Source organism: Deinococcus sedimenti, from assembly GCF_014648135.1.
GTDB classification, from domain to species: Bacteria; Deinococcota; Deinococci; order Deinococcales; family Deinococcaceae; genus Deinococcus; species Deinococcus sedimenti.
Window position 1 is genome coordinate 205,100 of the sequence record NZ_BMQN01000003.1, and the last position, 26,863, is coordinate 231,962.

General features: G+C 62.5%; 23 protein-coding genes and 1 pseudogene. 7 read left to right on the plus strand and 17 right to left on the minus strand.

Going from position 1 to position 26,863, the window contains the following annotated elements; translation table 11 throughout:
* The first annotated feature begins 80 nt into the window (after positions 1-80).
* Positions 81-1,280, plus strand: a complete 1,200-nt coding sequence (locus IEY69_RS10085; protein WP_189073029.1) for a PucR family transcriptional regulator — start codon at positions 81-83, stop codon at positions 1,278-1,280.
* A 141-nt stretch (positions 1,281-1,421) separates the two neighbouring features.
* Here IEY69_RS10085 and IEY69_RS10090 read toward each other — a convergent pair whose 3' ends face one another.
* Entirely contained in the window at positions 1,422-3,656 is a 2,235-nt protein-coding gene (locus IEY69_RS10090; protein ID WP_189073030.1) for a PAS domain S-box protein, read from the minus strand.
* 527 nt (positions 3,657-4,183) lie between these two features.
* On the opposite strand from IEY69_RS10090, the gene IEY69_RS10095 reads away from it, so the two are divergent.
* On the plus strand, positions 4,184-4,360 hold the full coding sequence (locus IEY69_RS10095; RefSeq protein WP_189073031.1) for a hypothetical protein: 177 nt from the start codon (positions 4,184-4,186) through the stop codon (positions 4,358-4,360).
* Between the two features lie 404 nt (positions 4,361-4,764).
* A complete protein-coding gene (locus tag IEY69_RS10100) occupies positions 4,765-4,923 on the plus strand; it encodes a hypothetical protein (RefSeq protein ID WP_189073032.1) in 159 nt (52 codons plus the stop codon).
* A gap of 173 nt (positions 4,924-5,096) precedes the next feature.
* Here the strand turns inward: IEY69_RS10100 and IEY69_RS10105 are convergent.
* The 3 genes and pseudogenes from IEY69_RS10105 to IEY69_RS10115 form a co-directional block, all read right to left on the minus strand.
* Positions 5,097-6,096, minus strand: a protein-coding gene (locus IEY69_RS10105; protein ID WP_189073033.1) for an IS630 family transposase whose coding sequence is annotated in 2 segments (ribosomal slippage) — positions 5,097-5,624 and positions 5,626-6,096 — 999 coding nt in all. Because the reading frame shifts where the segments join, the coding sequence is not laid out codon by codon here.
* Between the two features lie 155 nt (positions 6,097-6,251).
* Positions 6,252-6,935, minus strand: a complete 684-nt coding sequence (locus tag IEY69_RS21705) for a hypothetical protein (RefSeq protein ID WP_229783828.1) — start codon at positions 6,933-6,935, stop codon at positions 6,252-6,254.
* A 192-nt stretch (positions 6,936-7,127) separates the two neighbouring features.
* A pseudogene (locus tag IEY69_RS10115) lies at positions 7,128-8,191 on the minus strand (transposase).
* A gap of 467 nt (positions 8,192-8,658) precedes the next feature.
* On the opposite strand from IEY69_RS10115, the gene IEY69_RS10120 reads away from it, so the two are divergent.
* Positions 8,659-10,047: a right-handed parallel beta-helix repeat-containing protein gene (locus tag IEY69_RS10120; protein ID WP_189073034.1), complete on the plus strand. Its 1,389-nt coding sequence runs from the start codon at positions 8,659-8,661 to the stop codon at positions 10,045-10,047.
* Between the two features lie 108 nt (positions 10,048-10,155).
* Here IEY69_RS10120 and IEY69_RS10125 read toward each other — a convergent pair whose 3' ends face one another.
* Both IEY69_RS10125 and IEY69_RS10130 read right to left on the minus strand, forming a co-directional pair.
* Positions 10,156-11,268, minus strand: a complete 1,113-nt coding sequence (locus tag IEY69_RS10125; protein ID WP_189073035.1) for an ISAs1 family transposase — start codon at positions 11,266-11,268, stop codon at positions 10,156-10,158.
* Positions 11,269-11,418: 150 nt separating this feature from the next.
* Positions 11,419-12,846 carry an exopolysaccharide biosynthesis polyprenyl glycosylphosphotransferase gene (locus IEY69_RS10130; protein WP_189073036.1) on the minus strand — a complete coding sequence of 476 codons (1,428 nt, stop codon included), beginning with the start codon at positions 12,844-12,846 and terminating at the stop codon, positions 11,419-11,421.
* 211 nt (positions 12,847-13,057) lie between these two features.
* Between IEY69_RS10130 and IEY69_RS10135 the strand changes: the two genes are divergently transcribed.
* The 3 genes from IEY69_RS10135 to IEY69_RS10145 all read left to right on the plus strand — a co-directional run bounded on the left by IEY69_RS10135 (position 13,058) and on the right by IEY69_RS10145 (position 15,540).
* Positions 13,058-13,564, plus strand: coding sequence for a hypothetical protein (locus IEY69_RS10135; RefSeq protein ID WP_189073037.1), 507 nt, complete (start codon positions 13,058-13,060; stop codon positions 13,562-13,564).
* Positions 13,565-13,669: 105 nt separating this feature from the next.
* Complete coding sequence (locus IEY69_RS10140) at positions 13,670-14,233, plus strand: tetratricopeptide repeat protein (protein WP_189073038.1); 564 nt, start codon at positions 13,670-13,672, stop codon at positions 14,231-14,233.
* On the plus strand, positions 14,230-15,540 hold the full coding sequence (locus tag IEY69_RS10145) for an O-antigen ligase family protein (protein ID WP_189073039.1): 1,311 nt from the start codon (positions 14,230-14,232) through the stop codon (positions 15,538-15,540). The genes IEY69_RS10140 and IEY69_RS10145 overlap by 4 nt, the downstream gene beginning before the upstream one ends.
* 60 nt (positions 15,541-15,600) lie before the next feature.
* On the opposite strand, the gene IEY69_RS10150 is transcribed toward IEY69_RS10145, so the two are convergent.
* From IEY69_RS10150 to IEY69_RS10200, 11 genes are all read right to left on the minus strand, one after another.
* Entirely contained in the window at positions 15,601-16,581 is a 981-nt protein-coding gene (locus IEY69_RS10150) for a GDP-L-fucose synthase family protein (protein ID WP_189073040.1), read from the minus strand.
* Positions 16,581-17,627, minus strand: a complete 1,047-nt coding sequence (gene gmd, locus IEY69_RS10155; RefSeq protein ID WP_189073041.1) for a GDP-mannose 4,6-dehydratase — start codon at positions 17,625-17,627, stop codon at positions 16,581-16,583. The genes IEY69_RS10150 and gmd overlap by 1 nt, the downstream gene beginning before the upstream one ends.
* Positions 17,624-18,397 carry a WecB/TagA/CpsF family glycosyltransferase gene (locus IEY69_RS10160; protein WP_189073042.1) on the minus strand — a complete coding sequence of 258 codons (774 nt, stop codon included), beginning with the start codon at positions 18,395-18,397 and terminating at the stop codon, positions 17,624-17,626. Before IEY69_RS10160 ends, gmd begins: the two co-directional genes overlap by 4 nt.
* Positions 18,394-19,359, minus strand: a complete 966-nt coding sequence (locus IEY69_RS10165; RefSeq protein WP_189073043.1) for an NAD-dependent epimerase/dehydratase family protein — start codon at positions 19,357-19,359, stop codon at positions 18,394-18,396. The genes IEY69_RS10160 and IEY69_RS10165 overlap by 4 nt, the downstream gene beginning before the upstream one ends.
* A 2-nt stretch (positions 19,360-19,361) precedes the next feature.
* On the minus strand, positions 19,362-20,420 hold the full coding sequence (locus IEY69_RS10170; RefSeq protein ID WP_189073044.1) for a glycosyltransferase family 4 protein: 1,059 nt from the start codon (positions 20,418-20,420) through the stop codon (positions 19,362-19,364).
* Between the two features lie 64 nt (positions 20,421-20,484).
* Positions 20,485-20,949 carry a serine O-acetyltransferase gene (locus tag IEY69_RS10175; RefSeq protein WP_268243863.1) on the minus strand — a complete coding sequence of 155 codons (465 nt, stop codon included), beginning with the start codon at positions 20,947-20,949 and terminating at the stop codon, positions 20,485-20,487.
* Between the two features lie 53 nt (positions 20,950-21,002).
* Entirely contained in the window at positions 21,003-21,779 is a 777-nt protein-coding gene (locus IEY69_RS10180; RefSeq protein WP_189073046.1) for a glycosyltransferase family 2 protein, read from the minus strand.
* Positions 21,780-21,795: 16 nt separating this feature from the next.
* Positions 21,796-22,689 (minus strand): O-antigen ligase family protein, encoded by an 894-nt coding sequence (locus IEY69_RS10185; RefSeq protein ID WP_189073047.1) that lies wholly within the window; start codon positions 22,687-22,689, stop codon positions 21,796-21,798.
* A 286-nt stretch (positions 22,690-22,975) separates the two neighbouring features.
* Positions 22,976-24,460, minus strand: coding sequence for a D-glycero-beta-D-manno-heptose 1-phosphate adenylyltransferase (gene rfaE2, locus IEY69_RS10190; RefSeq protein ID WP_189073048.1), 1,485 nt, complete (start codon positions 24,458-24,460; stop codon positions 22,976-22,978).
* Positions 24,457-25,695 (minus strand): HAD-IIIA family hydrolase, encoded by a 1,239-nt coding sequence (locus IEY69_RS10195; protein WP_189073049.1) that lies wholly within the window; start codon positions 25,693-25,695, stop codon positions 24,457-24,459. Before IEY69_RS10195 ends, rfaE2 begins: the two co-directional genes overlap by 4 nt.
* Positions 25,688-26,836, minus strand: a complete 1,149-nt coding sequence (locus IEY69_RS10200) for a glycosyltransferase family 9 protein (RefSeq protein ID WP_189073050.1) — start codon at positions 26,834-26,836, stop codon at positions 25,688-25,690. The genes IEY69_RS10195 and IEY69_RS10200 overlap by 8 nt, the downstream gene beginning before the upstream one ends.
* Positions 26,837-26,863 lie beyond the last annotated feature (27 nt).

The following is a 26,863-nucleotide window of genomic DNA, read 5'->3' on the forward strand; positions in this document are numbered from 1 at the left end:
CGGGAGTCTCAACGGTGGGATGCACAGTAATCACAATGGCTTTTGTATGATTTGACAATGAGCAATCTGAGGGTAGCTGGATGAGCGTGACCCTGGCGGCGTTGCGGGGGGCGCTGGGCCTCTCCCCCACCCCCATAACGGAGCAGATCGGCGACGCGGAAGCCGCGGTGCGGGCGCTGCCCGACGCTCCGGCAGCGGACGTCCGCGCGGCGTTCGCGCGCCTCCAGGCCGACTCTCTGAGGCCGCACCTGCCGGGCCTGCGCGCCCTGCTGGACGGCGCGCAGCGCGCCCTGAATCACCCGCAGCCGGAGGCGACCCTCGCCCGCTGGCTGGCGGGCGTCACGGGCGGCGAAGTGACCGTCCGGGCCAGTTGGGGGGACGTCGTCGCGCACGCCGGGCACGCCCCGGACGGCGCGGAACTGACCGAGGTGCCCCTCGCATTCGAGCGCCGCCCGGTCGGCACCCTGCAGCTGCGGGCCGCTCCCGGCTGGGCGGATCTGGCGGCGCTGATCGCGGAATTGCTGCGCCTGGCGCGCCTGCAGGCGGCGGCAGCGGGCGCGGCGCGGCGGCGCGTCGGCGAGCGGCAGTTCGAGGCGCTCCTCGCCGGGGACGGTGCGCAGCTCCCGCCCGGCGAGGGCTTCACGGTCGCGGCGCTGCGCCTGGATGGCCCGCCGCCCCGCTCCGCGCGTGCGCGAGAGGCCCGCACGGCGCAGCTGGACGTGCTGTGCAGTGTCGGCGAGGGCTTCTTCTACCGCCGGGGCCTGACCTGCCTGACCGCCGTGCGCGCCCAGGGGGACCATGACGTGGCCGCGTGGCTGTGGCCCGCCGCCGATCCGGCCGGGGCGGCCGGGTTGCACGAGGCGCTGCTGAACGCCACGACCGCCGCGTTCCGGCTGGGGGTCAGCCGGGCGCACGCGGGGGCCGGGGCCGCGCCGGACGCGCTGCGCGAGGCGGCGCAGGCCCTGAGTCTCGCCCCGGCGCGCGGGGCCGCCACGTTCACACAACCGGACCCGCTGCGGCCGCTGCTGGACAGCCCGGAGCGGGCCGCGCACGCCGCCGACTGGCAGGCCCGACTGCGCGTCGGGGACCCGGACGGGAAGCTGGCCGCCACGCTGCGCGCGTACCTGGGCCACACGGGCTCACTGGCCGCGCTGGCAGATGACCTGAACCTGCACCTGAACACCCTGCGCTACCGCCTGCGCCGCGCCGAGGAGCTGCTGGGCGGAGGGCTGAGCGACCCGGCGTTCGTCGCGCGGGTGTACCTCGCGTTCGGTCCCTGACCGCCGGGAGCAAGGTGCTGGCCGGCCGGGGTGGCGGACCGCAGGTGCCCGATACGCCCAACGACTCCACGGCCCATCCATGTGCCTTCCGGTGGTCGCTTCAGCGTCCGGGAGAGCGGCCCGCCATCACTCCGTCCGGGCTCAGGGGGTGTCCGGCGGCCCGGGCTCGGTCTGCTCGCGGCGCAGCTCGATGAACGCAGCGACCAGGCCGGGGTCAAGGACGTGCCCGGCCATGCGCCGCAGTTCCCCTGTGGCTTCGTCTTCCGGCCAGGGGTTCTTGTAGGGGCGGGCGCTGGTCAGCGCGTCGAAGGTGTCGACCACCGCGAACACGCGCGCCAGGAGCGGAATGGCCTCGCCGGCCAGGCCGTGGGGATAGCCGCCCCCGTTCCAGTGCTCGTGGTGGTGCAGCACGATGTCCAGGCACGCCTGCCCGAGGGCGGGTGTGTGGCGGAGCATCTCGTACCCGGTAACGGGATGCTGCCGCATGACGGTCCACTGTTCCGGCGTGAGCGGGCCGGGCTTGAGCAGGATCTGGTCGGGAATGGCGATCTTGCCCAGGTCGTGCAGGTACGCGCCGCGCCGCAGGTCGTCCTGTTGCTGTTCGCTCAGGCCGAGGCGGCGGGCCAGGGCCAGGGCCAGACGCACCACGCGGTCGGTGTGGCCCTTGGTGTCGTAGTCACGGTATTCGAGGGCGACGCCCAGGGTGCGCAGTGTCTCCTCGCGGGTGGTGAGGATGGTCTGCAGGTGCTGGTCCTGTTCGCGGGCGACGGTCATCAGCTGGCCCGCCTGCGCGACCACGCCCCGCAGGCGTTCGCTGGGCGCGTCGGGCACGGCGCGGTACAGGGCGATCAGCGCGGTCACGCGCCCGCCCGTGGTCTGCACGGGGAACAGCCAGCAGGCGCGCAGGCCGCTGCTGGCCAGCGCGACGCGCCACGGCGTCCAGCGGCTGGCGTGCTCCAGCGTGGCGAGACCGAGCGCCTGTCCCTGCACGGCGTCCACCCAGGCGGGGTGCAGGTCGTCCGGCTGGGGGGGTGGCGTGAACGTGCCGAGCAGGTCGTCCGGCAGGCCGGTGCTGGCGGCGCTGGTGAGGGTGGTGCCGGCGACGGTCAGCAGCTGGGCGGCGATCACGCCGGGCAGCTGGGTCAGCAGGGTGCACAGGAGGGTGAGGGTGTCGGCCAGCGGCTCTCCGACCGCGATGGACTGCAGCACCTCGGCCCGCGCCCGTTCCAGCTGCTGCTCGCGGTGCCGGTCGGTGACGTCGTGCGCGAGGGCCACCGTGCCGATCACGTGATCCTGCGTGTCATGCAGGGGTGAGACGTGAATCTCGAACGTGTAGCCCTGCAGGTGGTGGGTGTAGCGCCCCCGCTGGCCGGCCAGCGCCGCCAGGTGCGCGCTGAGGACCTCGTCCTCCCGGCCGCCGTCGAGCAGGGCGGTGACGTGACGGCCGATCAGGTCCCGGGCCTGGAGTTTCAGGCGCTGCAGGGTCTGCCCGCTGATCATGCGCACGTGCAGGTCCGCGCCGGTCGTCCAGGAGAGGGTGGGCAGCTGCTCGTGCATCAGGTTCAGGTGCAGGGCCTGCTCGCGCAGTTTGCGCTGCGCTTCGAAGCGTTCGGTCAGGTCGTGAATGAACGCGGTGTAGTACTGCTGACCGTCGACCACCACGGGTTTCATCAGCAGTTCCATCGGGATGGCCCGGCCGTCTTTGTGCTGGGCGGTCACCTGCACGCGCCGCCCGGCGACGCGCGTTTCGCCGGTCTGCTGGTGGCGGGCCATGCCGCGCTGGTGTGCGTCCCGGTCGGCGGCTGGGATGATCAGGGACGCCAGCTGCTGCCCGAGCGCATCTTTGAGGCTGTACCCGAAGATGCGGGTCGCGGCGGGGTTCCACGCGACGATCCGCCCGTGCCGGTCCATGCTGATGATGGCGTCCATCGCGACTTCCATGAGCGCGTCGCGCCGCGCTTCGAGGGTGCGGGCGTGCTGCTCGGTGGCCTTGCGGGGCGTGATGTCCCGCACGATCGCCAGCGCCCACACGCCCGGCTGCGGCGGCACGACCGGCATGAAGTCCAGTTCGCACCACACGGGCGTGCCGGGGGTGTGCAGCCGCACTTCCAGCTGAACGTCCTGTCCGCTGTGCAGCCGCACCAGGATGTCGTCCGGCACGGCGGCCTGATCGTCGGGGTGCAGCAGGGTCAGCAGCGACTGCCCGCGCACCTCCCGGTCCGGGCGCAGGCGGGCCTCGAGGCTCTCGGTGAGGTCGGCGACGAACAGCCGCTCGTCGAGCAGGATCAGTCCCTGGTCGGCCTGACGCTGGAAATGCGAGAGGATGCCCAGCGAGACGGCGCGGGCAATTTCCTGCGTGAACTCACTCTCAGGCATGACCGGACGGAACGGGCGAGATGGGCACGTGTTCAGTATGACCCGCGGCTGGCGGCGGCGCACGCGGCAGCACACATCCCCCACGGTGGGCCCCACGGCGGCCCCCACGGCGGGTCGGTGGCCCCGTGAGACCTCTGTTGGACCCAGGTGCCGCGCCGCGGTGAATCCGGCCCGGCGGGCTGAGCAGGGTGTCATACGGATTCCGTCTGTTTCGCCCTCCACCCGCCATATCACCGGGGTGCCGACTCCACGTCCGGAACCCGTTTCTCTCCTGCTCGCTCTGCGGCGCAGCTCTCCGAGTCCGCTCGGGTTGACGGTTGTTGCACGCCGTTCAACCGGAGTCCGTATCTGCCTGCGGAGCCCGGCGTGGGCGAAGTCGGGCAGGTGGTCTGACAGCGCTCTCCAGGTCCATTGAGGGGCGAAACAGCACGCCCTTCAAGTTCACGTCCAGCCGCTGGTGTCGTCCGGTGATCGCTCTGCTCGTTCCGGAGTGGTGGAGATGCCCCTCACTTCTCCTGAATTCTGCTGTGAGCGCGGGTCTGCCGGCGTTCCTGACGATCGTGGCGATACCCCTCACCTTCGACGTCGCCAACGGCGTGAGTTTCGGTATGATCACCACCTGCGCCGTCAAGGTGCTCGCGGGCCGCGCGCGGCAGGTCAGTCCCGTCGTGTACGCCGTGGCTGCACTCCTGCTGGCCCGTTAAGTGTTCCTGACCGGCGAGTGATCCGGCGTCCAACTCGTCCGGTCAGAGGGCGCCGGGCCGCCCTTCGATGCCCGGCAGCCCGCTTCTTCCTTCACCCGCGTCCGTTCCACACCACAGGCCCGGGCCACCGGGGTCCGCTGGAACCGTCCCGGCGGCGATGCAGCGCGACGGGCGAGTGGCGTCCGCTCGACTAAACCGGCGGACGCTTCCCCTGTCATCGACTGGCCGAACGGGCGCGCGGACGCCCTAAGGGAGGTAGACCAGGAGTCGGCCCACCGTGGGGCTGGCGTGAGGGCTGACCCGCAGCAGACAGGGCTTCATAAAATCTCCAGAGTTTGAGATCAGTTCAGGATGATGGTCAGATTTCCCATCTTGTTCCTACGTCACTGCGTCATCCTTTCAACATGGATGTATTCGTGATGTCGGCAGCGTTCATCGGAGTTCAGGTCGTGGCGGGCATTGCGGTCGCTGCCGCCATCGGCGTCAAGGTTCTGCATGGTCCGGCCCGGTCATCTTCCTCCCTCAGGGACCGGGCGACACCGCGCACCTGGCAACGGCAATAAAGACGACACCCGAAGCGCGCGAACTCCGGTGCGCGCGCTTTTTCTCTTGTGGGGTGGCCGCGCCGGGCGGCTCAGCTCGTCAGGGGTGCCTCATGTGCAGTCCGGTTGAACGGTGTTGCCGAAAGCGTTCAATCCGAGCGGACGGGTAGTTGACTGGAACTATTGATGGCGGTTTAAATTGAAGTCGCCGCCATGAGGTGCTGCGGCAACTTGATGTACCGAATCCTCTGCCAGCCCGCACGCAGCCGTGTCCTCAGTTCCTTTGTCGTCCTGGCGCAGAAATTCCCCAAGACGTTCCGCTTCACGTAGGCCCAGACCTTCTCAATCGGATTGAACTCCGGTGAATACGGTGGCAGGTACACCAGCGAGAGCCGAGCCTGCGTCTTCACGAAGGCCGAGACGGCCTTCGCCCGGTGAATCGCGGCATTGTCCAACACCACCACCAGTTCGCCCGTCACGTGCTTCAGCAGGTGGTTCAGAAACGCCAGCACATCACCCGTCTTGACCGCTCCTGTCTGGGTCCGCTGGAGAAATTGCCCGTTCGACGTGATGGCCCCAAGCGTTGAGAGCTTCTGCCAACTGGCCGGAAGACGCACCACGGGTGTCTTCCCCCGTTTTGCCCATGTCCGTCGGAGCACGCCTTTCAGACTGAAGCCCACTTCATCGAGGTAGACGAGCGTGGCGCCCTGCGCGACCTTTTTTTTCGACACCAGGGCGCGTGGTCTGCACCCAGGTTCGTACGGCCTCCTCATTCTGTTCCAGCGCCCCTTTACCGGGTTTCTGCGGCGAGAATCCCAGGCGATGGAGCACCTTGCGAACGTGGTCGACGTGGTACCACACGTCCAAGTGCCGCCCGATCAGTTCGCGGACACGAGCGGTGGTCCAGGTGGAGTCGGGAAAGCCGTGTGCCAGGGCACCCTCCTGCAGGAGGGTGCTGATCTTCTGCTGCCCCTCCGGAGTCAGGCGGGGGGGCCGACCCGTGGTGGGGGTGGCCTCCAGGCCACCCTGGCGTTTGAGCCGCTCTTTCCAGGTGTAGACGGTGTGGATCGAGACGCCGAAGTGATCCGCGATCTGTTGGTTGGTGTGTCCACCGGCCTGAATCATATTCAGTGCGGCGAGTCGCCGTTCTTCGAGTTGGGCACGGGTGTACTTGGAGGGGTGCCACGGTGCCATGTCCTCGTCAGTCTAGCAACCTAAATTTCTGCCGTTATCAATAGACTTTGTTGGCGAATTCAGGCGATAGCTCCCAGACTCCGCATTTCTCGTTGCCGAGTCGTGATGCTCCGCCTCACCCAACAGCGGTTTTCGAATTCGCCAACAGAGTCGAACTATGCCCGACAGGAGACGCCCTGCGGCTGTGAGAGCCAGTCCCGCACCTTCCAGACGTGATCGGTCAGACCGATGGTCATGGCCGGTGTGCGTTGCAGGTACAGCTGACGTCCCTTCGGGACGTCGAGCTTGCTCCGCAGGCCCCGTTGCGTTCGGCACCAGTTGTAGATCCCTTGCACCAGGTGAGCCAGGCTCACTCGATGGACCCGCAGCCTCGCGAACGCGAGGCTTTTCCTCGCCAGGTGCGAGTTCATTCGCCTTGCTGTGGCGTTCTGACGCTCCACAGCCGAGGTATTGGGTTTGTGGTAGCCCAACCGCTGCAGTTCCTCCTCCACACGTGCCCGAGTCCCAGCCGCGATCTCGGTGCGGACCTTCACGACCCGCTTCCCCGCGTACTCCTTGATGATCCGGACGTGGGCTGATGACCGCGGGATTCGGTCGGCCGTCTTCGGGAATCGCCCGCGCGTCCCCCGTCTCGCCGGCTGATACGGCCTGCCGAACACTTCTGGAAACACCGTCTGGTACGACAGAAACCCATCAGTGAACAGCACGAGTCCTTGCGGATCGGTGAGTCGGTCTCGGGCCTGCACGAGGAGAGACTGAGTCAGGGCTGCAGTGCGCTCGCCGACCTCACCCTGGATCAGGAATTTGCTGCTCGGATCGATAACAGTCGCGTCCCACACGGACTCTTTCTTGCGCCCGACAAATCCGTAGCGCTCATCTGCCTGAATGCTCGTGACCTGAAGGTCACGAGCATTCAGGTCGTGGAGGTGTTGCGCGTGGGTTCCGGCAACGCGGACGATGCGCGCGACTGTGGTCCGGTGGCATCCGACCAGGTGGCCCGTGGTGACAACTCACTACTGCGCAACAGGTCTTCAGATCTTGCACCTGGATAGATGGACTGAATAGCCGTGCTGGCGCAGGAATTCCTCGTGTCGCTGCACCTCGATCATCAGCCTCACGATGACCAGTGCAGGCAGTGCGATGTGCACCGCCAGCCTGGCGTCCTCCTCCAGCGTTTTTCCTCCTTCAGAGCACAGCACGGTCAACGTGAACGCTGCACACACCAGGAGCACCCAGCGATCCAGCCCCTGAGCGGTATGAAGCGCGAACTGGTTCAACCCGAACTGATGCTTGGATTCCTTGAAGAAGGATTCGATCGCCCACCGACGTTTTCCCTCTCTGGCGACACCGAGAAGAAGGTCCGGTCGCCCCGGTCAAATCGGGCCAACGTCACGACCTCCCACGGCCAGTTGTGGAGCGACAGCCAACTGCCGTGCTCGCAGTCACTCACGGTCACTCGACCTGAGTGATCGGTGCGCCGATTCGACCGAACACCCACGACGAACTCGAACCCCTCATCCCGCACGCCCTGCAGGAACGTCGCGGACTCGAACCCGCTGTCCGCCAGCACGCACACGTCGAATCGCCGCCGGATCGGCTGTAGAACGGTGGCGAGGAGATCCAGGGCGAGCCGGACGGGGGTCGGGGTGCCCCGACCCCGGTACACGCGATACCCGACTGGGAATTTGAGCGTGCCGTACACGGCGTACAGGACCACGAGGTGAATGCCGTGCACACCGCCCTGCACGCGAACAGCGGGGAGTTTCTGGCCGGTCTTGGGGATGCTGGTGAGGTCGACGCACAGGTGAAGTCGCGGGCGCCGCTTGCGGCGCGCAGCCAGAAGAAGCGATTCCCATTGCGTGTGCTGAAGACTGTCCCAGCAGGCACGCGTGTCCCAGGTGTACGCGTTCAGGAAACGACTGAGGGCACTGGCGCTGACCGTGGAGGCGCGGTGAAGCGCTGTTTTCCGCCCCAGATCGAGGAACATGCCGAGCGCAGCCTCAAGGCTGCGCCGCTGATAGATCGTGCGGGGGACGGAGAGCAGGTGATCTGCCAGAATACGAGCGCGCTTCCCGGAGAGTCTGAGGTCGTTCACACCCTCGTTCTCTCGTCTGGGAGCGCGTTTTGACTACCTATTCACGTGCAAGATCTGAGGACATCTTCACGACTCCCCCGTACGGGCAGAATCCGAGACAACTCAGTAAGATACGCACCGATACATTGAGTAAAATTATGATTTTTTCACGAAAAGCTCGGAATTCACATTTCCGCCGTCCAATGGCGATCGTGTTGTCCTGCCTCCTCCTAGCCAGTTGCAACACCACCAGCCCCCCCCCGCTCAGTACCACACCGCCTGCGTCATCAACTCCAGTCCCCCTGCCGACACCCACGCCACCCTCCCCAGCGCCAGACCCGACCCCCTCACCAATCCCAGCGCCTGATCCAACCCCAGTACCCGTCCCAGCGCCTGATCCAACCCCAGTACCCGTCCCACCGGCACCCACGCCACCCGTCCCAGCACCTGACCCAACCCCCCCAGCCCCCGTACCGACGCTCATCGATGTGGCCAACTACCTCACGCTGACTGGCGACCAGACTGACAACGTGAAGCGGGCTCTGCAGGACGCCCAGACTTACGGCGTGCCCATGCAGTTTCCGGCCCGCACCATCGTGCTTCAGCAAGTCGGCGTCCTCCGCCTTCCCTCCAATGCAGTCATTCGCGCGACCGGCACTGTCTTTGACATTGCCCTGCCCGGCGCGGGAACCGACGGCGTCATCTTCACCGCAGACTCCGTCTCCGCGCTCGACTGGTCCGGTGGCACGTTTACCGGACATCGAAGCGACTGGTCCCCAGGCGCCAATGTCTCACCCATCGCCGTGAGCGGTGCCTCGCACGACATCGCGATTCGCGACGTCGTGATCGACGGCTTTACGGCCCCCGGCATCAAGCTGGTCGGTTCGGACATCACTCCTATTCGGCAGGTCACGCTCGAGCGGGTGACCCTACAGCGGAATGGCGCCTACTACTACGATTATCTTGAACGGCCCCCAGGGGGGCAAGCCGAAGGCACTGAAGAAACGGACAAGGGTCAGCTGTTGCTCCACCACGTGAGCGGGTTCACGGTCCGGGACAGTGTCATTCAGGATGCTCCCGGCGATGGAACCTATTTCCGGTGGTGCCAGCAGGGAGTCATTGACAACGTGCAGTTCCTGCTCAACAAGATGGGAGGCCTGCTCCTCAGTGAATGCGCGGACGTGACCGTGCAGAGCAGCCTGATGGATGGAAATGGCAGCCGGAACGTGACGGTGGAATGGGGGAGCGAGCGCATCAAGGTGCTGAACAACGTCATGCAGAACGGTGGGCGCCAGGGCATATGGGGATGGGGATGGTATTCCGGGGAACTCCAGGGAAACACGTTCCGGCACAACGGCCAGAAACGCGACCGCGACCTGACCGCAGACGTAGAGGTGGGCGAGTGGGTGCCAGGGGGCCTGCCCCAGCGGGGCGAGATCGTCATGACGGGCAACCGCTTCGAAACAGATCAGGAGCAGATGGCCTCGGTTCATATTCGGTCCCAGGTCGCTGGCGCGGTGGTGAAGGGCAACGAGTTCGGCGGGCCGGGGGCGATGGTGCGGGCCGATTCCCTGCTGTCAGGAGTCAGTGCGGTGACGGTGAGTGAGAACAAGGGGTGGTGGACGGAGCGGAGCGGGACAGTGCGCGTTCCAGTCGACGGCAATCGCAGCGTGACATTCGAACATGGGTTGAGCTTCAGTGATCCGGACGACGTACGGTCACTGGTGATTCAGAAGATCGTGTTGACTTCCCCGACGACGGAGTTGGGTAGTTACCAGGTGAAGGCTACGACGCGGACAGTCACGGTTACATTTGACCGTGCGCCGACGACGCCTGCTGACTTTCACTGGCAGGCTCACCTGGAGCGCGCCCGGTGACACACAGAACCGGGCCTGTTATCGGGCTGCAGATCTGCCAGCAGGCATCCTTTGTCCTAGCGCACAATTGAATCGTCAATTCGACTGCAAGCCCCGCCCAGCAGGCTTTTATCTTGACGCGAGGTCTGGAATCAGGAGTTGAAGAGCGAGCAGCGGATCAAGGGTCAAGCGACGCACCAGTGCCGTCACCTGACGGGTCTGTCCACTGAGCAGCGCGACCATCACGCCATTGAGCATCGCCCGTCCCTGTGCTCCTTTGCGCAACCGACACGCATCCTCGTGCAGCACGACATCCCGGCAATGGTGGCTTCGATTCTCGATGCCCCAGTGACCGCGCCAGATGCGCTCCGCTTCCTGAGCCGTCAGCAGCCGGCTGCTGACGGCATACCGCACCTCGACCCGTTGTGTGCCATCGCGGCGCGTGACCTGATGCTCACGACGGATCAACGTCTGCACGCCCCACAACCCTTCCCTGATGTCGTCCGGGACCTGCGCGTCGGTGATCACGGACGTACGCCGCTCCCAGACTTCTCCACTGCGCCGCTCGACGTCCACGACGTGATCGTGCGCCGGGTACGTGAACGCGAACATCGCCCATTCCTTGAGCGAGCGGGTGTTGTTCTTGAGGGGGACGAGGTAGGCTCCGCCTGCCTCGTCGATGCGGGTGGTGAGTTCCCGCTCGGTGTAGGCGGCGTCCAACGTCACGAGCCACCCTGTTCCAAAGAGGGTCGTGAGGGTGGGGAGCAGATCCTGCATTCCTTTGGCTTCATGACGTCCGGCCTGATCGACCTGCGCGACGGTCAGCGCCAGCTCATGGAAGAAGACCGACAGGAACGAGAGGGCCGAACGGCCCTCTCGCGCACTGCCTTTCAGGACTTTGCCGTCACCAGCGAGGATGACCAGGCCGTCCTGCGCCGTGGGATGTTGAGCTTTCACCCAGTCCAGCAGAGCGCGTTGCAGTTCAGGGAGATGCTGGTCCAGCGACCAGAAGAAGCGGTAGATCATGGCCTGCTGGGCGAGGCGGTCGAGGCCGAGGTGCTGGCTCAGCACCTCGCGGTGTCCGGCAAGCCACTGGGTGAGGGCAAGGATGTTGGGTGGTCCGGCGATGAGGCCACTGAGTATGAGGGTCCAGAGGCCATCCCACGGGTCATGGATGCGCGTCGGGTCACGCCAGTCTGGAATCTGGGTTAGAAATGGGAGCGGGCTGATGGGTTGTGTCACGACTTCCAATCAGCCCGTCTTGTTGGACCCGAGTCAAGATAAAAGCCTGGACGCGAGGAGGAACACGGGTTCCGGGCGTGGCGCTGGCGACCCGGTCTTCTCCTGGGGGGTGAACAAACCAGACGCACTCCGTTTCACACAGGGACATCGTCAGTAGGCACCGGCGCTGCGCACCACGGCCCGGAAGGTCCGCAGGAGAATGACCATGTCCAGCCAGATGCTCCAGTTGCGCACGTAGTACGGGTCGTGAACGAGCATCCCCTCATCGCCGGCGTCGGAGCGGCCCGACACCTGCCATAGGCCCGTCATGCCTGGCCGCACCTCACGGCGGAGCCCCTGCACACCGGCCGGCAGCTTCTCATAGTGATAACCGGGCAGGGGCCGCGGTCCCACCAGGGCCATGTCGCCCAGCAGCACGTTGACGAGTTGCGGCAGTTCATCCAGGCTGGTCTTGCGCAGGAACGACCCCACACGGGTAATGCGGGGGTCGCGGCGCAGCTTGTGATTCGCTTCCCACTCCTGACGTAGCGCAGGATCACGCGTGAGCCGCTCCTGGAGGACCGCTTCGGCGTTGGGGACCATTGTCCGGAACTTCCAGGTGTTGAACGTGCGCCCTCCCAGGCCCAGACGCGGCTGCAGAAACACCGGGTGGTGCCGGTCTTCCAGCCAGATGAACACGCCCACGAGCAGGCACAGGGGCAGCCAGAATGGACTGGACAGAACCACTGCCGACAGGTCGATGGCGCGTTTCGTCCGGCGTGCCACCGGATCGGCCAGCTGCTGGTTCAGGCTGATGCCCAGCACGCCACCCAGGTCGGTGGTGCGCGCCCACAGCGACTGGACGTCGAACAGGTCCGGAATGACGATGACCTTGCGGTACACCGTGAGGGGCCCGTCGAGTAGCGCGACGTGCCGCGCCCGGCCTGCGCCCGGCATGGCCAGGATGGCCACCGGCGCTTCGTACGTCCAGTCCTCGGTATCCCCGGCCACCGGCACGCCACCGATCGACTCTCCTCGGAGAGCGGGGTCGTCGTCGTACACCGCCACTGGATGAAACCCCAGGCCCTGTTCGCTCTGCAGCGCAGCGATGACCTTCTGTCCGCTGCGGGCGGCGCCGTACACGACCACCGGCACGCCCCACTGTCCGGCTCTCAGGAGCAGGTATTTGATGAGTGCGCGCAGGCCCACCAGGAAGACGGTCAGGAGCACACCGACGAAGGCGGCGGTGATCAGTACCAGCCAGTCGCCCCGCAGGAGGCCCGCGGTCAGGGCCACGCTGATCAGCAGCAGGCCGGTGACCTGCACGGTGTAGCGCAGTTCGGCCACGGCGCCCAGCCCCCAGCCGGGCAGCAGGTTGGCTCCGGCGCATAGCAGCGTGTGCAGCAGGAAGAGCAGGCCCCAGTTGTTCCTGAACCCGTGGAGGCTCGGCACCCACCGCGTGACCTGGTGCGCGATCAGGGCCGTCAGGGTCCACGCGAGGGCGTTGCCGGCGATCAGTGCGGTCGCATTGAGGTAGCGCCGCCGCGCGAACGCATTGGCGCGGCGGCTCCGGGTGAGGTTACGGGCGGTCAGGGGCATGGGCGCATCACGTCTTTCTGTGGAGAACAGCACAACACCCCAGCAGTATAAGAGCAGATGGACCGCAGATGAGGACACCGGGACCGGTGCGCTGCGTGGTCACCGGCCAGATCGCCGCCCTTTCTCATATGGGATCAGCTTGATGTGGTAAACTGCAAGGAATACGGTTGCCCTCCCTGACAGCCGCCCCCCCAGTCCCGCGAGGTCCACTATGAAAAAGATTCTTCTGACCGCCACCCTGCTCGTCGCTGCCGCGCCCTTCACGGCCACCGTCGCGTTCGCCCAGAACAGCCAGGCCACCCAGCAGGCCCCCACCGCCTTCGACGTGCTGAGCGCCATCCTGCGGGCCAAGGGTCTGATCCTGACCCCCGCGCAGATCCGGGCGATTCTCGCCCAGACCACCCCCAATCAGCTGGCCTCCCTGGCCCAGTCGCTCGGCGTCACTCCCGCCGCGCTGCGTGACCTGGTCGCCGTCGGGAACAGCCCCGTGCCCCCCGCCGTCGCCCTGCGTGCCGTGCTGGAAGCCGCGACTGGCGAACCCGTCAGCCTCGAAGGAGCCCAGCGCCTGATCGCCAGCGATCCCGCCACTGCCCAGGCGGTTTCCACCCTTAGCCGCGTGGCCGCGCTCGTCAACAACCCCGTCGCTGCCACCCAACTGGCCAACCGCGCCGAAGTCCTGGCCAATCAGCCCGTGACGCCCCGCGGTGGCGGGAACTGACCCCCACCCCCCACCCCAGTGCCGCCCAACCGGGCGGCCTTTTTGTGTGCCGCCTCCCGCCACTGACCGATCAGCCACCCCGTCCTATCAGCGCAGGTACTCTCCATGACCACACTCCCCGTCCCCTGGCCCATTGGCGTCGCTCTGGCGGCCCTGACCGCCGTTCCTCTCGTGCAGGCCACGCGTGACCTGCGCAGCGACCACGAGCTGCGACGCGCCGCCGCCCTTCAAGGCACCCTGGACTTCGACCCGGCCCTGCGCGCCCTGCGGGAAGCGACCCGCCTGAACCCCAGCGACCCGCGCGCCCACCTGAAACTCGGCCTGGCCACCCGCACCCTGTGGTTCTACCGCCGCACCCCGCAGCTCAAGAACGAGGCGGATACGGCCTTTCAACGCGCCACCCAGCTCAGCCCCAGCTGGCCCTCGCCCTACTACGAGTATTCCCTGATGTACGCCTTCGTCAAAGACTACCCGCGCGCCCTCACCATCCTGCAGGGCGCCCTCGACCGCGATCCGAACAACGCCGCGTACTGGCTGCAGAAAGGCACCTACCAGGAACTCGGCCGGGACGTCACCGGCGCCCGCGCCTCCTACGAACGGTGCCTGATCCTCAACAGCACCGTTCAGGAATGCCGGGACAACCTGAAGGCCCTGCCGGTGACGCCATGACCGCCCCCACGGTCAGGTCACGACTGACCACCGCGCTGGAATGGCTGGCCCTCACCGTCGCCTGCATGACGCTGGCCTGGGGACCCCTGGCCCAGGGCTCCACGTTCGAGTGGGGGTTCAGCGGCCTGACCATCCTGGGATGCGCGGCCCTGGCCCTCACGCTGGCGGCCATCGCGGCGCGGGGACAGCTGACGCTACCCAACCCCTGGTGGCCTCTGTTCGCGGCCCTCTTCCTGGCGTGGGTGTGGCGCAGCGCCCTGACCGCACCGGACGTCCTGGCCGGAGAACGCTGGGCGGGTATCTGGACCGCCGTGCTGGGTGTGGCGTTCAGTCTGACCGTCCTGGCCCGGTCGCACCGCCGCCAGCAGATCGTGCTGAGCACCCTGCTCGTCACCGGTGGGATCGCCGTGACGCTGGCGCTCCTGCAGCAGCGGAGCATGCTCATCCCGGGGTACAGCTACCTCAACGGCGTCCCGGAGAAGATTCTGACCGGACCGTACTTCCACCCCAGTCACTACAGCGGGTACCTGATCACGGTCGCGGCCCTGTGCAGCACCGTCCTGCTGAACACCCGGCCCGGCTGGCATACCCTGCCCATCCTGGCACTGGCCGCCGGAGTTCAGTACACGAATCTGTTCACGGACGGCAGCAGCATCCCCGCCGTGATTCTCGCGGCCGGTATACCCCTGTTGGTGTGGCTGTGGAAGATACGCCCCTGGGTGGGCGTGGTCCTGAGTGCAGGTGCCGCCGCTGCCGCCGCGTGGGTCGTGATCACCCTAGCCACCCCGCAAGGCCAGCAGACCTTTGACGCGTACAAGACCCGCCTGGGGATCGACAGCCAAAACCTGACGGGCTTCCTGGCCGGAAGGGCCGATATCCACCAGTTCGGGCGGTCCATGTGGCACGCGCACCCGCAGCAGGGCGCAGGCGTCGGCCAGTGGGGCACGGAATTCCAGTGGTACCGCCCCGAGGGAAAAGCCGGGATCTCGGCCACCTACGTCAACTACGCGCACAGCGACTACCTGATGATCCTCGCGGAACTGGGCACCGTCGGCGCGGCCCTGCTGACCTTGACCGTCCTGCTGGCCATGTACCGGCGCGGCTGGACGGTCCTGAGCCTGAGCGGCGCGGCCATCCTGCCCGTGTACCTGTTCACGGGCCTGTACGACAGCCACCTGAGCGCCATTCCCGGCACCATGATCGGCGCCTTCGCCCTGATTCTGGGCGCACGCGCTGCCACCACGCCTGACGTCAGAATCGCCGATGAGACGACACCTCCGCCCGCAGGCATCGACCTGCATCTGTAGGGCAGCGCAACAGGGGGCGGGGAGCGCACTGGTCGCTCCCCGCCCGTCAATTTCGCCGATTCAGGACCGGATGTTGCCCGCCGCACGCTCCTGCATGAACCACGCGAACGTCCGCTCGATCCCCTCGCGGAGCCCCGTACGCGCCGACCAGCCCAACCCAGTCAACTTCGACACATCCATCAGCTTCCGGGGCGTGCCGTCCGGCTTGCTCGCATCGAACACCAGGTCCCCCTCAAATCCCACCACATCCGCGATCAGTTCCGCCAATTCCCGAATGGTCAGGTCCTCACCCGTGCCAATGTTGATCGGACCAGGCTCCGACACTTGTTCCATCAGGTACAGGCAGGCTTCAGCCAGGTCCTCCACGTACAGGAACTCCCGCAGGGGCGTCCCGCTCCCCCACACCTCCACCTGTGCCGCCCCGGCCTCCTGCGCCTCCACCATCTTCCGCATCAACGCCGGCAGCACATGCGAGCCCTTCAGGTCGAAGTTATCCCCTGGCCCGTACAGGTTCGTCGGCATCCCACTGATGAAGTCCGCTCCATATTGCGCGCGGTAATGATCACACAGCTCAATGGCCGCAATCTTCGCCACCGCGTACGCCCGGTTCGTCTCCTCCAACGGCCCCGTCAGCAGGTACTCCTCTTTCAAGGGTTGCGGCGCCATCCTCGGGTAGATGCAACTCGATCCCAGGTTCAGCAGTTTCCGCACCCCCGACTCGTGCGCCGCGTGAATCACGTTCGTCGCGATCATCAGGTTGTCGTACAGGAACTGCGCCGGGTACGTGCTGTTCGCCAGGATGCCCCCCACCTTCGCCGCCGCCAGGAACACGTACTCCGGACGTTCTTCCCTGAAGAACGTCCGCACCGCGGCCTGATCCCGCAGATCCAGCTCGGCACTGCGCCGCGTGATCAGGTTCGTGAATCCATCCGCCTCCAGGCGGCGCCGAATGGCGCCGCCCACCAGGCCGCGGTCGCCCGCCACGTAGATCCGCGCGTCCCGCGGCAGCGGACCGGTGTGCGCCACCTGCCCGGCCGACATCAGGTGTTCCCGATGCCTTTGAGCGCCACCTGATGCCCCGCGTCCAGCAGCGTCTTCTCCTGCCGCGCCAGTTCCAGGTCATGCTCGACCATCTCGGTCACCAGTTGATCGAAGCTCGTCCGGGGCGTCCAGCCCAGCACGGTGTTCGTTTCCGTGGCGTCGCCGAGCAGGTAATCGACTTCCGCCGGTCGGAAGTACCGGGGGTCCACCTGCACGTAGTCCTCGTAGTTCAGGCCCACCTGCGAGAACGCCTTCTCGGCGAATTCACGCACGCTGTACGCCTCGCCAGTGGCAATGCAGTAGTCCCGGGGGGCGTCCTGCTGCAGCATCATCCACATGGCTTCCACGTAGTCACGGGCGTGACCCCAGTCGCGCTTGGCATCCAGGTTGCCCAAGAAGAGCTGGTCCTGCAGGCCCATTTTGATACGGCCCACCGCGCGGGTGATTTTGCGGGTGACGAACGTCTCGCCGCGGCGGGGCGACTCGTGATTGAAAAGAATCCCGTTGCAGGCGTACATGTTGAACGCTTCGCGGTGGTTGACGGTCTGCCAGTAGGAGTAGACCTTCGCGACGGCGTACGGGCTGCGGGGGTGGAAGGGCGTGTGCAGGCCCTGGGGGGGCTGGGCGGCGCCGAACATCTCGCTGCTGCTGGCCTGGTAGAAGCGGACCTGCTTGCCGGTGCGGTCCTGGTAGTCGCGGATGGCTTCGAGGAGGCGCAGGGTGCCCAGGCCGACGACGTCGGCGGTGTATTCGGGCTGGTCGTAACTGACCTTGACGTGGGACTGCGCGCCGAGGTTGTAGACCTCGTCGGGCTGGATCTTCTCGATGAGGATGCGGAGACCGGAGGCGTCGGAGAGGTCGCCGTAGTGCAGGAACATGCGGGTGTCGGCGAGGTGGGGGTCGCGGTAGATGTGATCGATGCGGTCGGTGTTGAAGGTGCTGGCGCGGCGGATGATGCCGTGAACCTCGTACCCTTTGCCGATGAGCAGTTCCGTCAGGTACGACCCGTCCTGACCGGTAATTCCAGTAATCAGTGCTTTTTTCATTTCTTGACCTCTCTTTTTGCGTTTAGAAATCGCGTCCGTAACAGCTGACGAGCCAGTAGGTAGGCAAAGCGTGGGTTGTGCTTCGCATACCGTTTCCAGAGTCTTTTTGGTTCCACGGCCAGCCGGAACAACCATTCGAGGCCCATCCGCTGCAGAAACGGCGGCGCCTGTTTTACTTTACCTGAATGAAAGTCAAAAGCGGCGCCCACTCCCAACATCACCAGCGGCAGCTGATCACGGTGTCGGTACATCCACCATTCCTGCTTGGGGCAGCCGATACCGACAAACAATATTCTGGCGCCTGAGGATTTGATCTGCCGGGTGTATGCGAGATCTTCTTCGGTGCTGAGGGCTCGGAATGGTGGAGAGATAGCGCAGGCGATCTCCAGCGCTGGGAAGCGCTGATGCAAGAACGCCTGAAATGCATCAAGGCTCTCGGGAGTGCCGCCGTAGAGGCCGATGGGCAGGCCTTTTTTCTCCGCCGCTGCGCAGACGTGCAAAGTCAGAGCCGGGCCGTACACGCGGCTGGCGCTCGCCTGCCCCTGCAGTTTCAGAGCCCAAACAAGAGGCACTCCGTCGGGCACCACCAGATCGGCTGTATCGATCACCTGCTGGAAGGCCGGGTCGTCATAGCCTTCCATGATCATGTGGACATTGGCAGCGTGAACTCGGCGGCTCCCCGTCAGATAGGCCGGGCTCGTGATCAGCTCGGCGGCTCCATGGTAGGTCTGCACGTCCACGGCCGTGTCCAAGACCGAGAGGCGCATCATTTCAACGTCCAGCCTTCAGATTTTAACCACTCAGCTGTGAGTTGGATGCCTTCTTCAAGACTATACTTCGGCGTTCCCAGCGCTTTAAACGTCTCAGCCATCGGCGTCGGGTAGTCCATGGTCATACTGCGGTAGCGGCTGGACGTGATAGGGAAAGTGATGTTGAGTTTACCGAGGCCGTCGCCGAGCAGAGCCAAGTACCGGACTAGGGCAGTATTCACACGGGGCGCCTTCCGGCCGCTGAGCACCAGATTAAATCCGTTAGACCAGTCGTAGAGGTCGATGGGTTCGTCCCCGACATAGAAGACCTTGTGATTCACGGCGGCGCGCTCAGCACGCAATATAGTGGAAATCTGCTCGACAACGTTACCGACAAAGCCATATGAGCGGATCACCGGTTGAATACCGGGGTGAACGTAGAGGCCTCGGCGAGCAATGTTCCAGAATTCCTGGGGGTACCGCGGGTGCATCGGCCCCCAGATGTTGGTAGGCCGAATAATGGTCCAGTCATACGGGGGGTCAATGGCACGCAGGAATTGCTCGCAGCGTACTTTGCTCTCACCGTATGCGGTGTGGGGGGAGAAGTCTGTGTCCGAGGTGTGGGGTTGGCCGGGCCCCACGACGAACTGGGTGGATGTGAGCACGAAGCGCTGGATCGGCAGGGTCTCGCAGATCAGGATGAGGTTCTCAGTTGCGACGACGTTGTCGAGATAGTAGTAGCCGAGGTCGTTGTAGAGGGTGTTGGTAATGGCGGCGAGGTGCACGACGTGGGTCGGGGCATAGTCATTGACGAGCCGTTCGAGTTCCTGATAATGCGAGAGGTCGCAGGCTTTCCAGCGGCTCAGACCATACGTGGAGGGCGGCACCTGATCGAGATTCAGGTAGTCGACTTGCTGCTGGTCGAACAGCTGAAGCAAATTTTGGCCGATGAACCCTGAACCTCCAGTGACCAGTACTTTCATATTTACATCTCACCCACTTGTCGGAAGACGGTGTCCATCTGGTGATGAAACGTGGCGATACTAAACTGAGCTCGAAATTTTGCGGCGCCGCCCCGGCCCAGGCGAACGCGCAGAGCTTCGTCGTTTGCTAGGCGAGCGATGGCGGCGGCGAGTTCCGAAGGCGCATTGGCCTCGACCAGTATGCCCTGCACGTCGTCACCAACAATTTCGGGCAGGCTGCGCCAGCGGGTGGCAACCACGGGGATTCCGTAGGCCATCGCCTCAATGGCCACGATTCCGAAGGACTCGGCCTCAAAGAAGGTCGGAAAGCAGAAGATGTCGGTGGTCAGGAAAAAACGACGCTTCTCGTCACCGTCAAGAGGGCCGAGCACCTGAATGAACTCACTCAATTCATCCACTTGGACTTGCTGATCAAACCGTTCCCGTGTCGCGGCCGAATCGAATTCCCCAGCGACCTGCAGGGAAAAGCGGACGCCCTGTGCTTTAAGAAGGGTCAGAGCCGCCAGTAGATCAAAGATCCCCTTCGATTCTTTGACGACGGACATATAGGACAGGCGTACAGGATCCTCCCTCTGCTGATCAGCGGCGGACCAACCACTTGAATCGTTGGGCGCCTCCACTCCGTAGTAGACGACGGCATCCTGAAGGGCGTGAAAATACTGACTGTCATTGATACCCGAGTGAGATGTGCGAATGCCAACCAACGGCTGATAGAATGCTCTGTTTACCCATCTTCTCAATCCACCGGGCAGTCGAGCGACGAGAAGGGAGGAACCACTGGCGTGAAAATGAAAGATGGTCTTTTTGAAGAACGGTCTCAGGGCACTGAGAATCACCGCATCCCGTAGGATGGGAAATAAGTTCGGACCGCTGGGCGGGTAATAAAGAATATCGGCTCGCGTCTTTAATTTCAATTTCATCACTCTGAAAATGACCGCCACAACCTCAAGGATTTTTCCGGCGCTTACTCTACCCATGCCGTCCATCCCCTTCGTGAAGTTCATGGGCGCATGATGGAGTATGGCTGCTTGGTAAGGATGATCCAGCATCTTCTTGATCATCACGGCCTGTCCGCCGAGTGGAGGGGGGATTTGCCCCACTACGATAATGTGGCAGGGCGGGCATTTAGTCATGCAAATCTCCCCTGATCACACGTGCAGGATTGCCAACCGCCACGGCGTATGGTGGAATGTCTCTGACGACGACCGAACCTGCGCCGATGACAGCATGATGTCCAATTTGAATATCACCAAGAATAACGACATTGGACCCAACATCGACGTTATTCTCGATTCTGGGACTACGCGATCTGACACCATTACGATCAACCTTACACCCAATGGTTGTTGAATGCCGCAATGTCACGTTCTCGCCAATATGGGATTGATCATTGATCACGAGCGCATGACCGTGTTCTATTTTTAGTCCATGACCAACAGACGTATGTGGTGGAAGCTCGATCCCAAGCAACCATTCGACCACAATGCGGTAAAAAATGAGGAAGGGTATTCCGATAAGCCAAAATGGATTGCCTTTTCTTTTAAGAGCAGCGATGATAGAAGCGATGCGAAATAAAAAGAGAACAAGCATAGATTTGGGATTACCCCGATTCCGAGAGACGTCGCCGAGAATATACTTTAACATCATCGACTCCTATATATCAAAGTTCTGACAATTATCCGTATCGATCTCGCCAGGAAACCACCAATACTCTTCTCAATATGACTAACATGACGTCTAAATTCGCGATCCATGATCTTTTGAGCCTCTGCTTCCAGTTTTTTGCGCTGTACGGTACTTCTCTGCTGACCATGAACCCTGAATTGGCTCATAAAGCGAGGCAGATGATATATTTTGACTTTATTTGACATCCTTGAAAAAAGATCAGTATCCATTGCTAGCGAAAAATTTTCGTCAATTCCACCTACCGCCTCGTAAATATTTCTTCGCCAGAAAGCAGATGGTTGAGGAATATAATTATATGCGTAGTACCAAAGCCATCTAACAAAAGGGATTTCCCTTCTCCTGTAGAGCGTTTTGCCCGTTCCATCGATCCATGTGGCATTTCCATAGACAAAATCTCTCTCGGGATAAAGAGCGAAGTAATCTGCAATTGCAGATAGTGTGTGCGGCTCCAGAATATCATCACTGTTCAACCAGCACAATATATCACCAGAAGCGCGATCAAAGCCTTTTTTAATAGCATGAGTTTGCCCATTATCTCTTTCCGAAACATAGTATGAGATTTTATCGGCGTACTTCTCAATGATCTCCATTGTTCCATCATCTGAACCTCCGTCTATTATAATGTATTCAACATTATCATAATCCTGGCTGATCACACTAATAATAGTGGATTCAATAAATTGCGATTGGTTGTATGATGGGGTCACCACGCTTATTTTTAGAGATTTATTCATTCTTCTGCCTCCACAATTACGATTTACTAAGGACAAATCTGCCTCTTCTTGCAGATATACCCGATATATATAGGAGAACGGCACTTAACACAGTCAGCATAAAACCTGAGCGCGAACTATTCATTACTGGATTGAACGCGATAGTGGTTGCACCAATAATCACAGAGATAAATAGGGAATCTCCAGCAATTTTTTCTTCGTTGAAGATATAGTCTCTATTATTTAGATAATTTACAACAGGCAAAAAGAAGCAAATTAAAAATAAAACTAATCCGATTATTCCACCCGATACCATAATTTCTAGATAGTCATTATGGAGCGGAAGGATGTTTGCAACCGTACTACTGTTTATGTAAACGACCTGCGGAGGCTCGTAAGCACCTCCGTATTTAAAAAAACTTCCAAATACTGGTGATTCAGAATACTTCTGCAACCCAACGCTGATCATGCCTTCACGGAAAACATTGTTATCAGTACCACCTGTTGCTTGCTTGAAATTGGAATTGATATTTTTGATCCAGTCTACAACGTATGTTATAAAAATAACAGATATTCCTGCCGAAACTGAAGAAAGAAAGATAAAACGCTGACTTGCGGTTCTCTCTAGAAGTAAAGTCAACGCAATGGTGATTACAAAAGCGATGAGACTGGTTGTTCTGGGATCAAGCAAAATAACAGCCCCAAAAACGAGAAACCCGAAATACGACAATCTTTTCTTTTTCTTGAGTTTCGGAATTGAATACACAAACGAGGCGATAAATATTCTTTCGTGGGTCATATAATTAAATCCCAGAAGTCCATTGTAAAAAATTGCCAAAATACACATTAAAAGCGAAACGGCATAAAGGATTTTAACTATTGGAATGGTCACTTTTCTACTAGATATGAATGGGAAGATCAGTCCAATCATAGACGTATAGAGTATTTGAGTATTTAAACCAGACGGCTGACCAGTCATTGTATTAAAGTAGATACCATATGCTGAATATACCAGAAAAGCTACATATACGCTCGTTGCGCGCCTAGGCCGAACACCGTTGATTAGACCCAGAAAAGCCATCGGAAGACCCACCATAATGCAAATAGCCAGTGGTATATTTTTAAAACTACTGTAAATTATATCTTGCGCATCAATCAATATGAATGCAACCAGGACGAGGAGAAGATAGATGAAATAATTATATCCGCTAAAAATATTAAACACCATGCATTCGCTCAGCTATTCTATTGATCAGTTGCGTTGAAGAGTACCCTTCCTTCATCGGTATAGTTTTAACCTCGCCACCTCTACGCATTACCTCATGCGAGCCGACGATATCTTCAAGTTGATAGTCACCGCCTTTGATCAACACATCCGGCTGCAGTCGCTCAATCAGGGCGAGAGGATTATCCTCCTCGAAGATCACCACGTGATCCACCGCCTCCAACCCACTCAGCATCGCCGCCCGATCCTGCTCGTTGTTCATCGGACGCAGAGGACCTTTCAGCCTCTGCACCGAAGTGTCCGAGTTGATGCCGACCACCAGCACATCCCCATGGTGACGCGCCTGCTCAAGCAATTTGAGATGGCCAGGATGCAATAGATCGAAGCAACCATTCGTGAACACCACCCGGCGGCCCTCGCGCCGCGCCTGATCGAGCGATGCAGCGGCCGCCTGAGCGGAGACGATCTTGCGTTCATGCGACAGCAACGAAGCGGTATGGGCCGTAAAGTGCTGTAAGAGGTCCTGACGGTCAATCGCCACCGTACCCGGTTTGGAAATCACCAGACTCGCCGCCAGGTTCGCCAACCCAAGAATGTCAGACCACGCGAAGCCCCCAATCAGCATCAGAGTCGCGGCAGCCACCACGGTATCCCCGGCGCCCGAAACGTCGAAGACGGTCTGAGCCGTGGCCCGCTGATAGACGTGGGTGTCGGCGGTGATAAACGACATGCCCTCAGCGCCGCGGGTCAGCAGCACTGCCCCGACGCCATTGACATTCAGTACCTCGCGGGCCTGGTCGATCAGTGACACCTCATCGGCCGCTTGGCGACCCGTCACGGTCAGGAGCTCCTTGACGTTGGGAGTGACGACGGAGGCGCCGCGGTACTTCCCGAAATCTCGTCCCTTAGGATCAACCATGACTGGGCAGTGACGCTCGCGGCACGCTTCGATCAGGCGGCGGCAAACTTCGGGGCTCAGAACCCCCTTGCCGTAGTCTGAGAGTAGCATCGCGTCCGCGCCGTCAAGCGCAGCGAAAACCCGATCGACAAACGCCTCCTGCCAATCACCCGGGCTGAGCGGTGCTTCCCGGTCGACCCGCACGATATGGTGATTCTCACCAAGGATGCGCGTCTTGACGATCGAGGGCACCTCATTGACAGTCAGAAGCTCAGCCTGGATCTGCTGCTCGTTGAGCAGCTCTGCGATGCGCCGCGCTTCGAGATCCTCTCCCACCACGCCGCACAGCGTGACTTGGGCTCCCAAGCCACGAAGGTTGGCGGCAACGTTGCCAGCGCCACCGAGCACCCACTTCTCCCGATGTAGATGCACCACCGGGATCGGCGCTTCCGGCGAGACACGCTCGACATTCCCGATCAGATAGTGGTCGAGCATCAGGTCGCCGACCACTACCACCCGGGGCTGTCCAAACCCATCATTCAGGGCTTGCAGCAAACGGGAAGTGTCCGTGAAGTTCATGCGCCCGAGCCCCCAGGATTCGCCCCGGCTTCCTGGGCCAGCAGACCTGCCGTGTACGCTGCATCCACCTGTTCGCACAGCAGATGGCCGATCAGAATGTGACATTCCTGTACCCGGGCGGTGCTGTCAGCCGCGACGATTACGCAGTGGTCACACTGCGTCGCCATAGCGCCGCCACTGCCGCCGGTCAGGCCGACAGTCACAGCGCCGAGTTGCCGGGCGCGTTGCAGGGCCCGCAAGACGTTGGGGCTGTTCCCTGAGGTAGATAGGCCAATCACCACGTCGCCTGGCTGGCACAGCGCTTCGATCTGACGAGCGAAAATCTCCTCAAACCCGTAATCGTTGCCTACAGCTGTCAGGATGGACGTGTCGGTGGTCAGTGCCACGGATGCCAGACCGCGCCGCTCCAAGACAAAGCGGCCCACCAACTCGGCGGCGAGGTGCTGGCTGTCGGAGGCGCTGCCGCCATTCCCCATCCACAGTACCTTGCTGCCACGCTGCAGACACTGCACCAGCGCCTGTGCCACCGTCTGCAGCAGCGGCAACTGGGTGCGCAGGTTCTCGACGGCGCTCAAGTGACTTTCGAAGCGGTCCTGCATAGTGCGTAGGCCGGCCGCCGTGAACTCTTCAGGAACAGCACCATGAATAGAATGATCGAGTGTCATCGTAGGGTGAACCTCCTTGCGCTGCCAGGCCGGCTCACCAGTGATGAGCGCAGGCTGACACTGAGCATAGTCGTACAAGCTGCGGTAATGACGCACGGACAGATCGGCGGGCGTCTTGGTCTTGCCGGTCAGAACCACGACCGGCTCTGCGCCTGCGCGGCGCGCCGCTTCGATATCGCTGGACGCGTCGCCCACGAAGTCGGTGTGCGCCAGTTGAAAGCCATATTGCTGCGCGGCTTTCAGTAGCAGGCCCGGCTGGGGTTTTCGACACGCGCAGCCTTCGTGGCGGTCGTGGGGACAGACAAAAAAAGCATCAATGTGGCCACCGAACGCGCCCACTTCTGTCTGGATGACTGTGTGGATGGCGCCGAGATCGGCCGGACTCAGCAGGCCGCGGCCCACCACCGACTGGTTCGTGATCACCAGTACGCGGTAGCCTTTGCGGTTAAGAAGCGCGACGCCCTGCGCCGCACCTGGCAACAGCTGCAACTGCGCCACGGACGTCACGGAATCGGGACGATCGACGTTGAGGACGCCGTCCCGGTCGAGCAGTACAAATCTCTCAGTCACGGGCGTCGCCGCCTTCTCTCAGGACGGCTTCCACCGTCTGCCACACGGTGTCGACATCGATAAGGTCGATGCAGCGCACCGGCGCGTCCGGGTCGCGGGGAAACTGGCAGGCCCAATCACACTGAAAGCAGGGCATTGGGTGATACACCGCGCGGCTCAGGCGCGCTTCCTGAGCGTCGAGCGGATAAGGCATAAACCGGCCGAAGTGACCGCCGCCAAGCACCGTAACGCACGGCACGGCGTTGGACGCGGCGAAATGAGTGGCACTGGTTTCATTGGTGATCACGATCTCGGCCCCGGCGATGATCTGGGCGAGTTGCGGCACACTCGTCTGTCCACTCAGATCGGAGAGGTGTGATCCGAGCGCGTCCCTAAGCGGCCCGGCGAGATGTGGGAGCGGCCCGGCGGCGCAGAGCACCACGTCTAGGCCATGGCGTGACCAGAGCCGCTCAGCGATCTGCGCGAAGCGCGGTGCCGGCCACTCGCGGCCCGGCCAGCCGGCCGTGGGAAACACCACCGCGTAACGCGCAGGCAGTGGTAGTTCAGACGCGGGTGTGGCCGCTGAGGGACGCAGTACGGCTGGATGCGACGCACCCGCGAAGGCAGACAGCACCCGACTGAAATCAAATTCGTGCCGCTGCGGCTGGCCGACGTCCGCCACCTGCCTGACCGCTGGGCGGGTGAAGCTCAGGTGATAGAGCGGACGGCTCAGCAGCCCGTACAGTGAGACCGGACTGCCCTCCCATCCGATGCGCAGCGGCGCGTGCACTGCGAACGTCAGGGCGTCTTCGACGGTGGCAATCTTGTCCTGGCGCGTCTGGACCACAGCGCCGTAGCCGGCACGGCGCAGCTGTACGAACAGCCGGGCCCGGTAGCGCCAGTCGTTGCTGTAACGGCGTTTATCCAAAATCAGCACCTGCTCGCCGAGCTGATCGGCCTGCGCCAGGCTGGACAACAGCCCCAGACACAGAAAGTCGACCTGCTGTCCACGCGAGACGAAATACGCCTGCAGATCCAGGAGCGCCTGTCGGTGCACCACGTAGTCGCCGATCTCGTCGGTCCGGATCAGCAGCACTCGCCGCCCAGGCCGAGCGGCGGGAACGAGCAGCCCCAAGACACCGTCGAAGACCTGCAGCAGCAAGTCCCGCCCGCGCACCAGCCAGCGCCA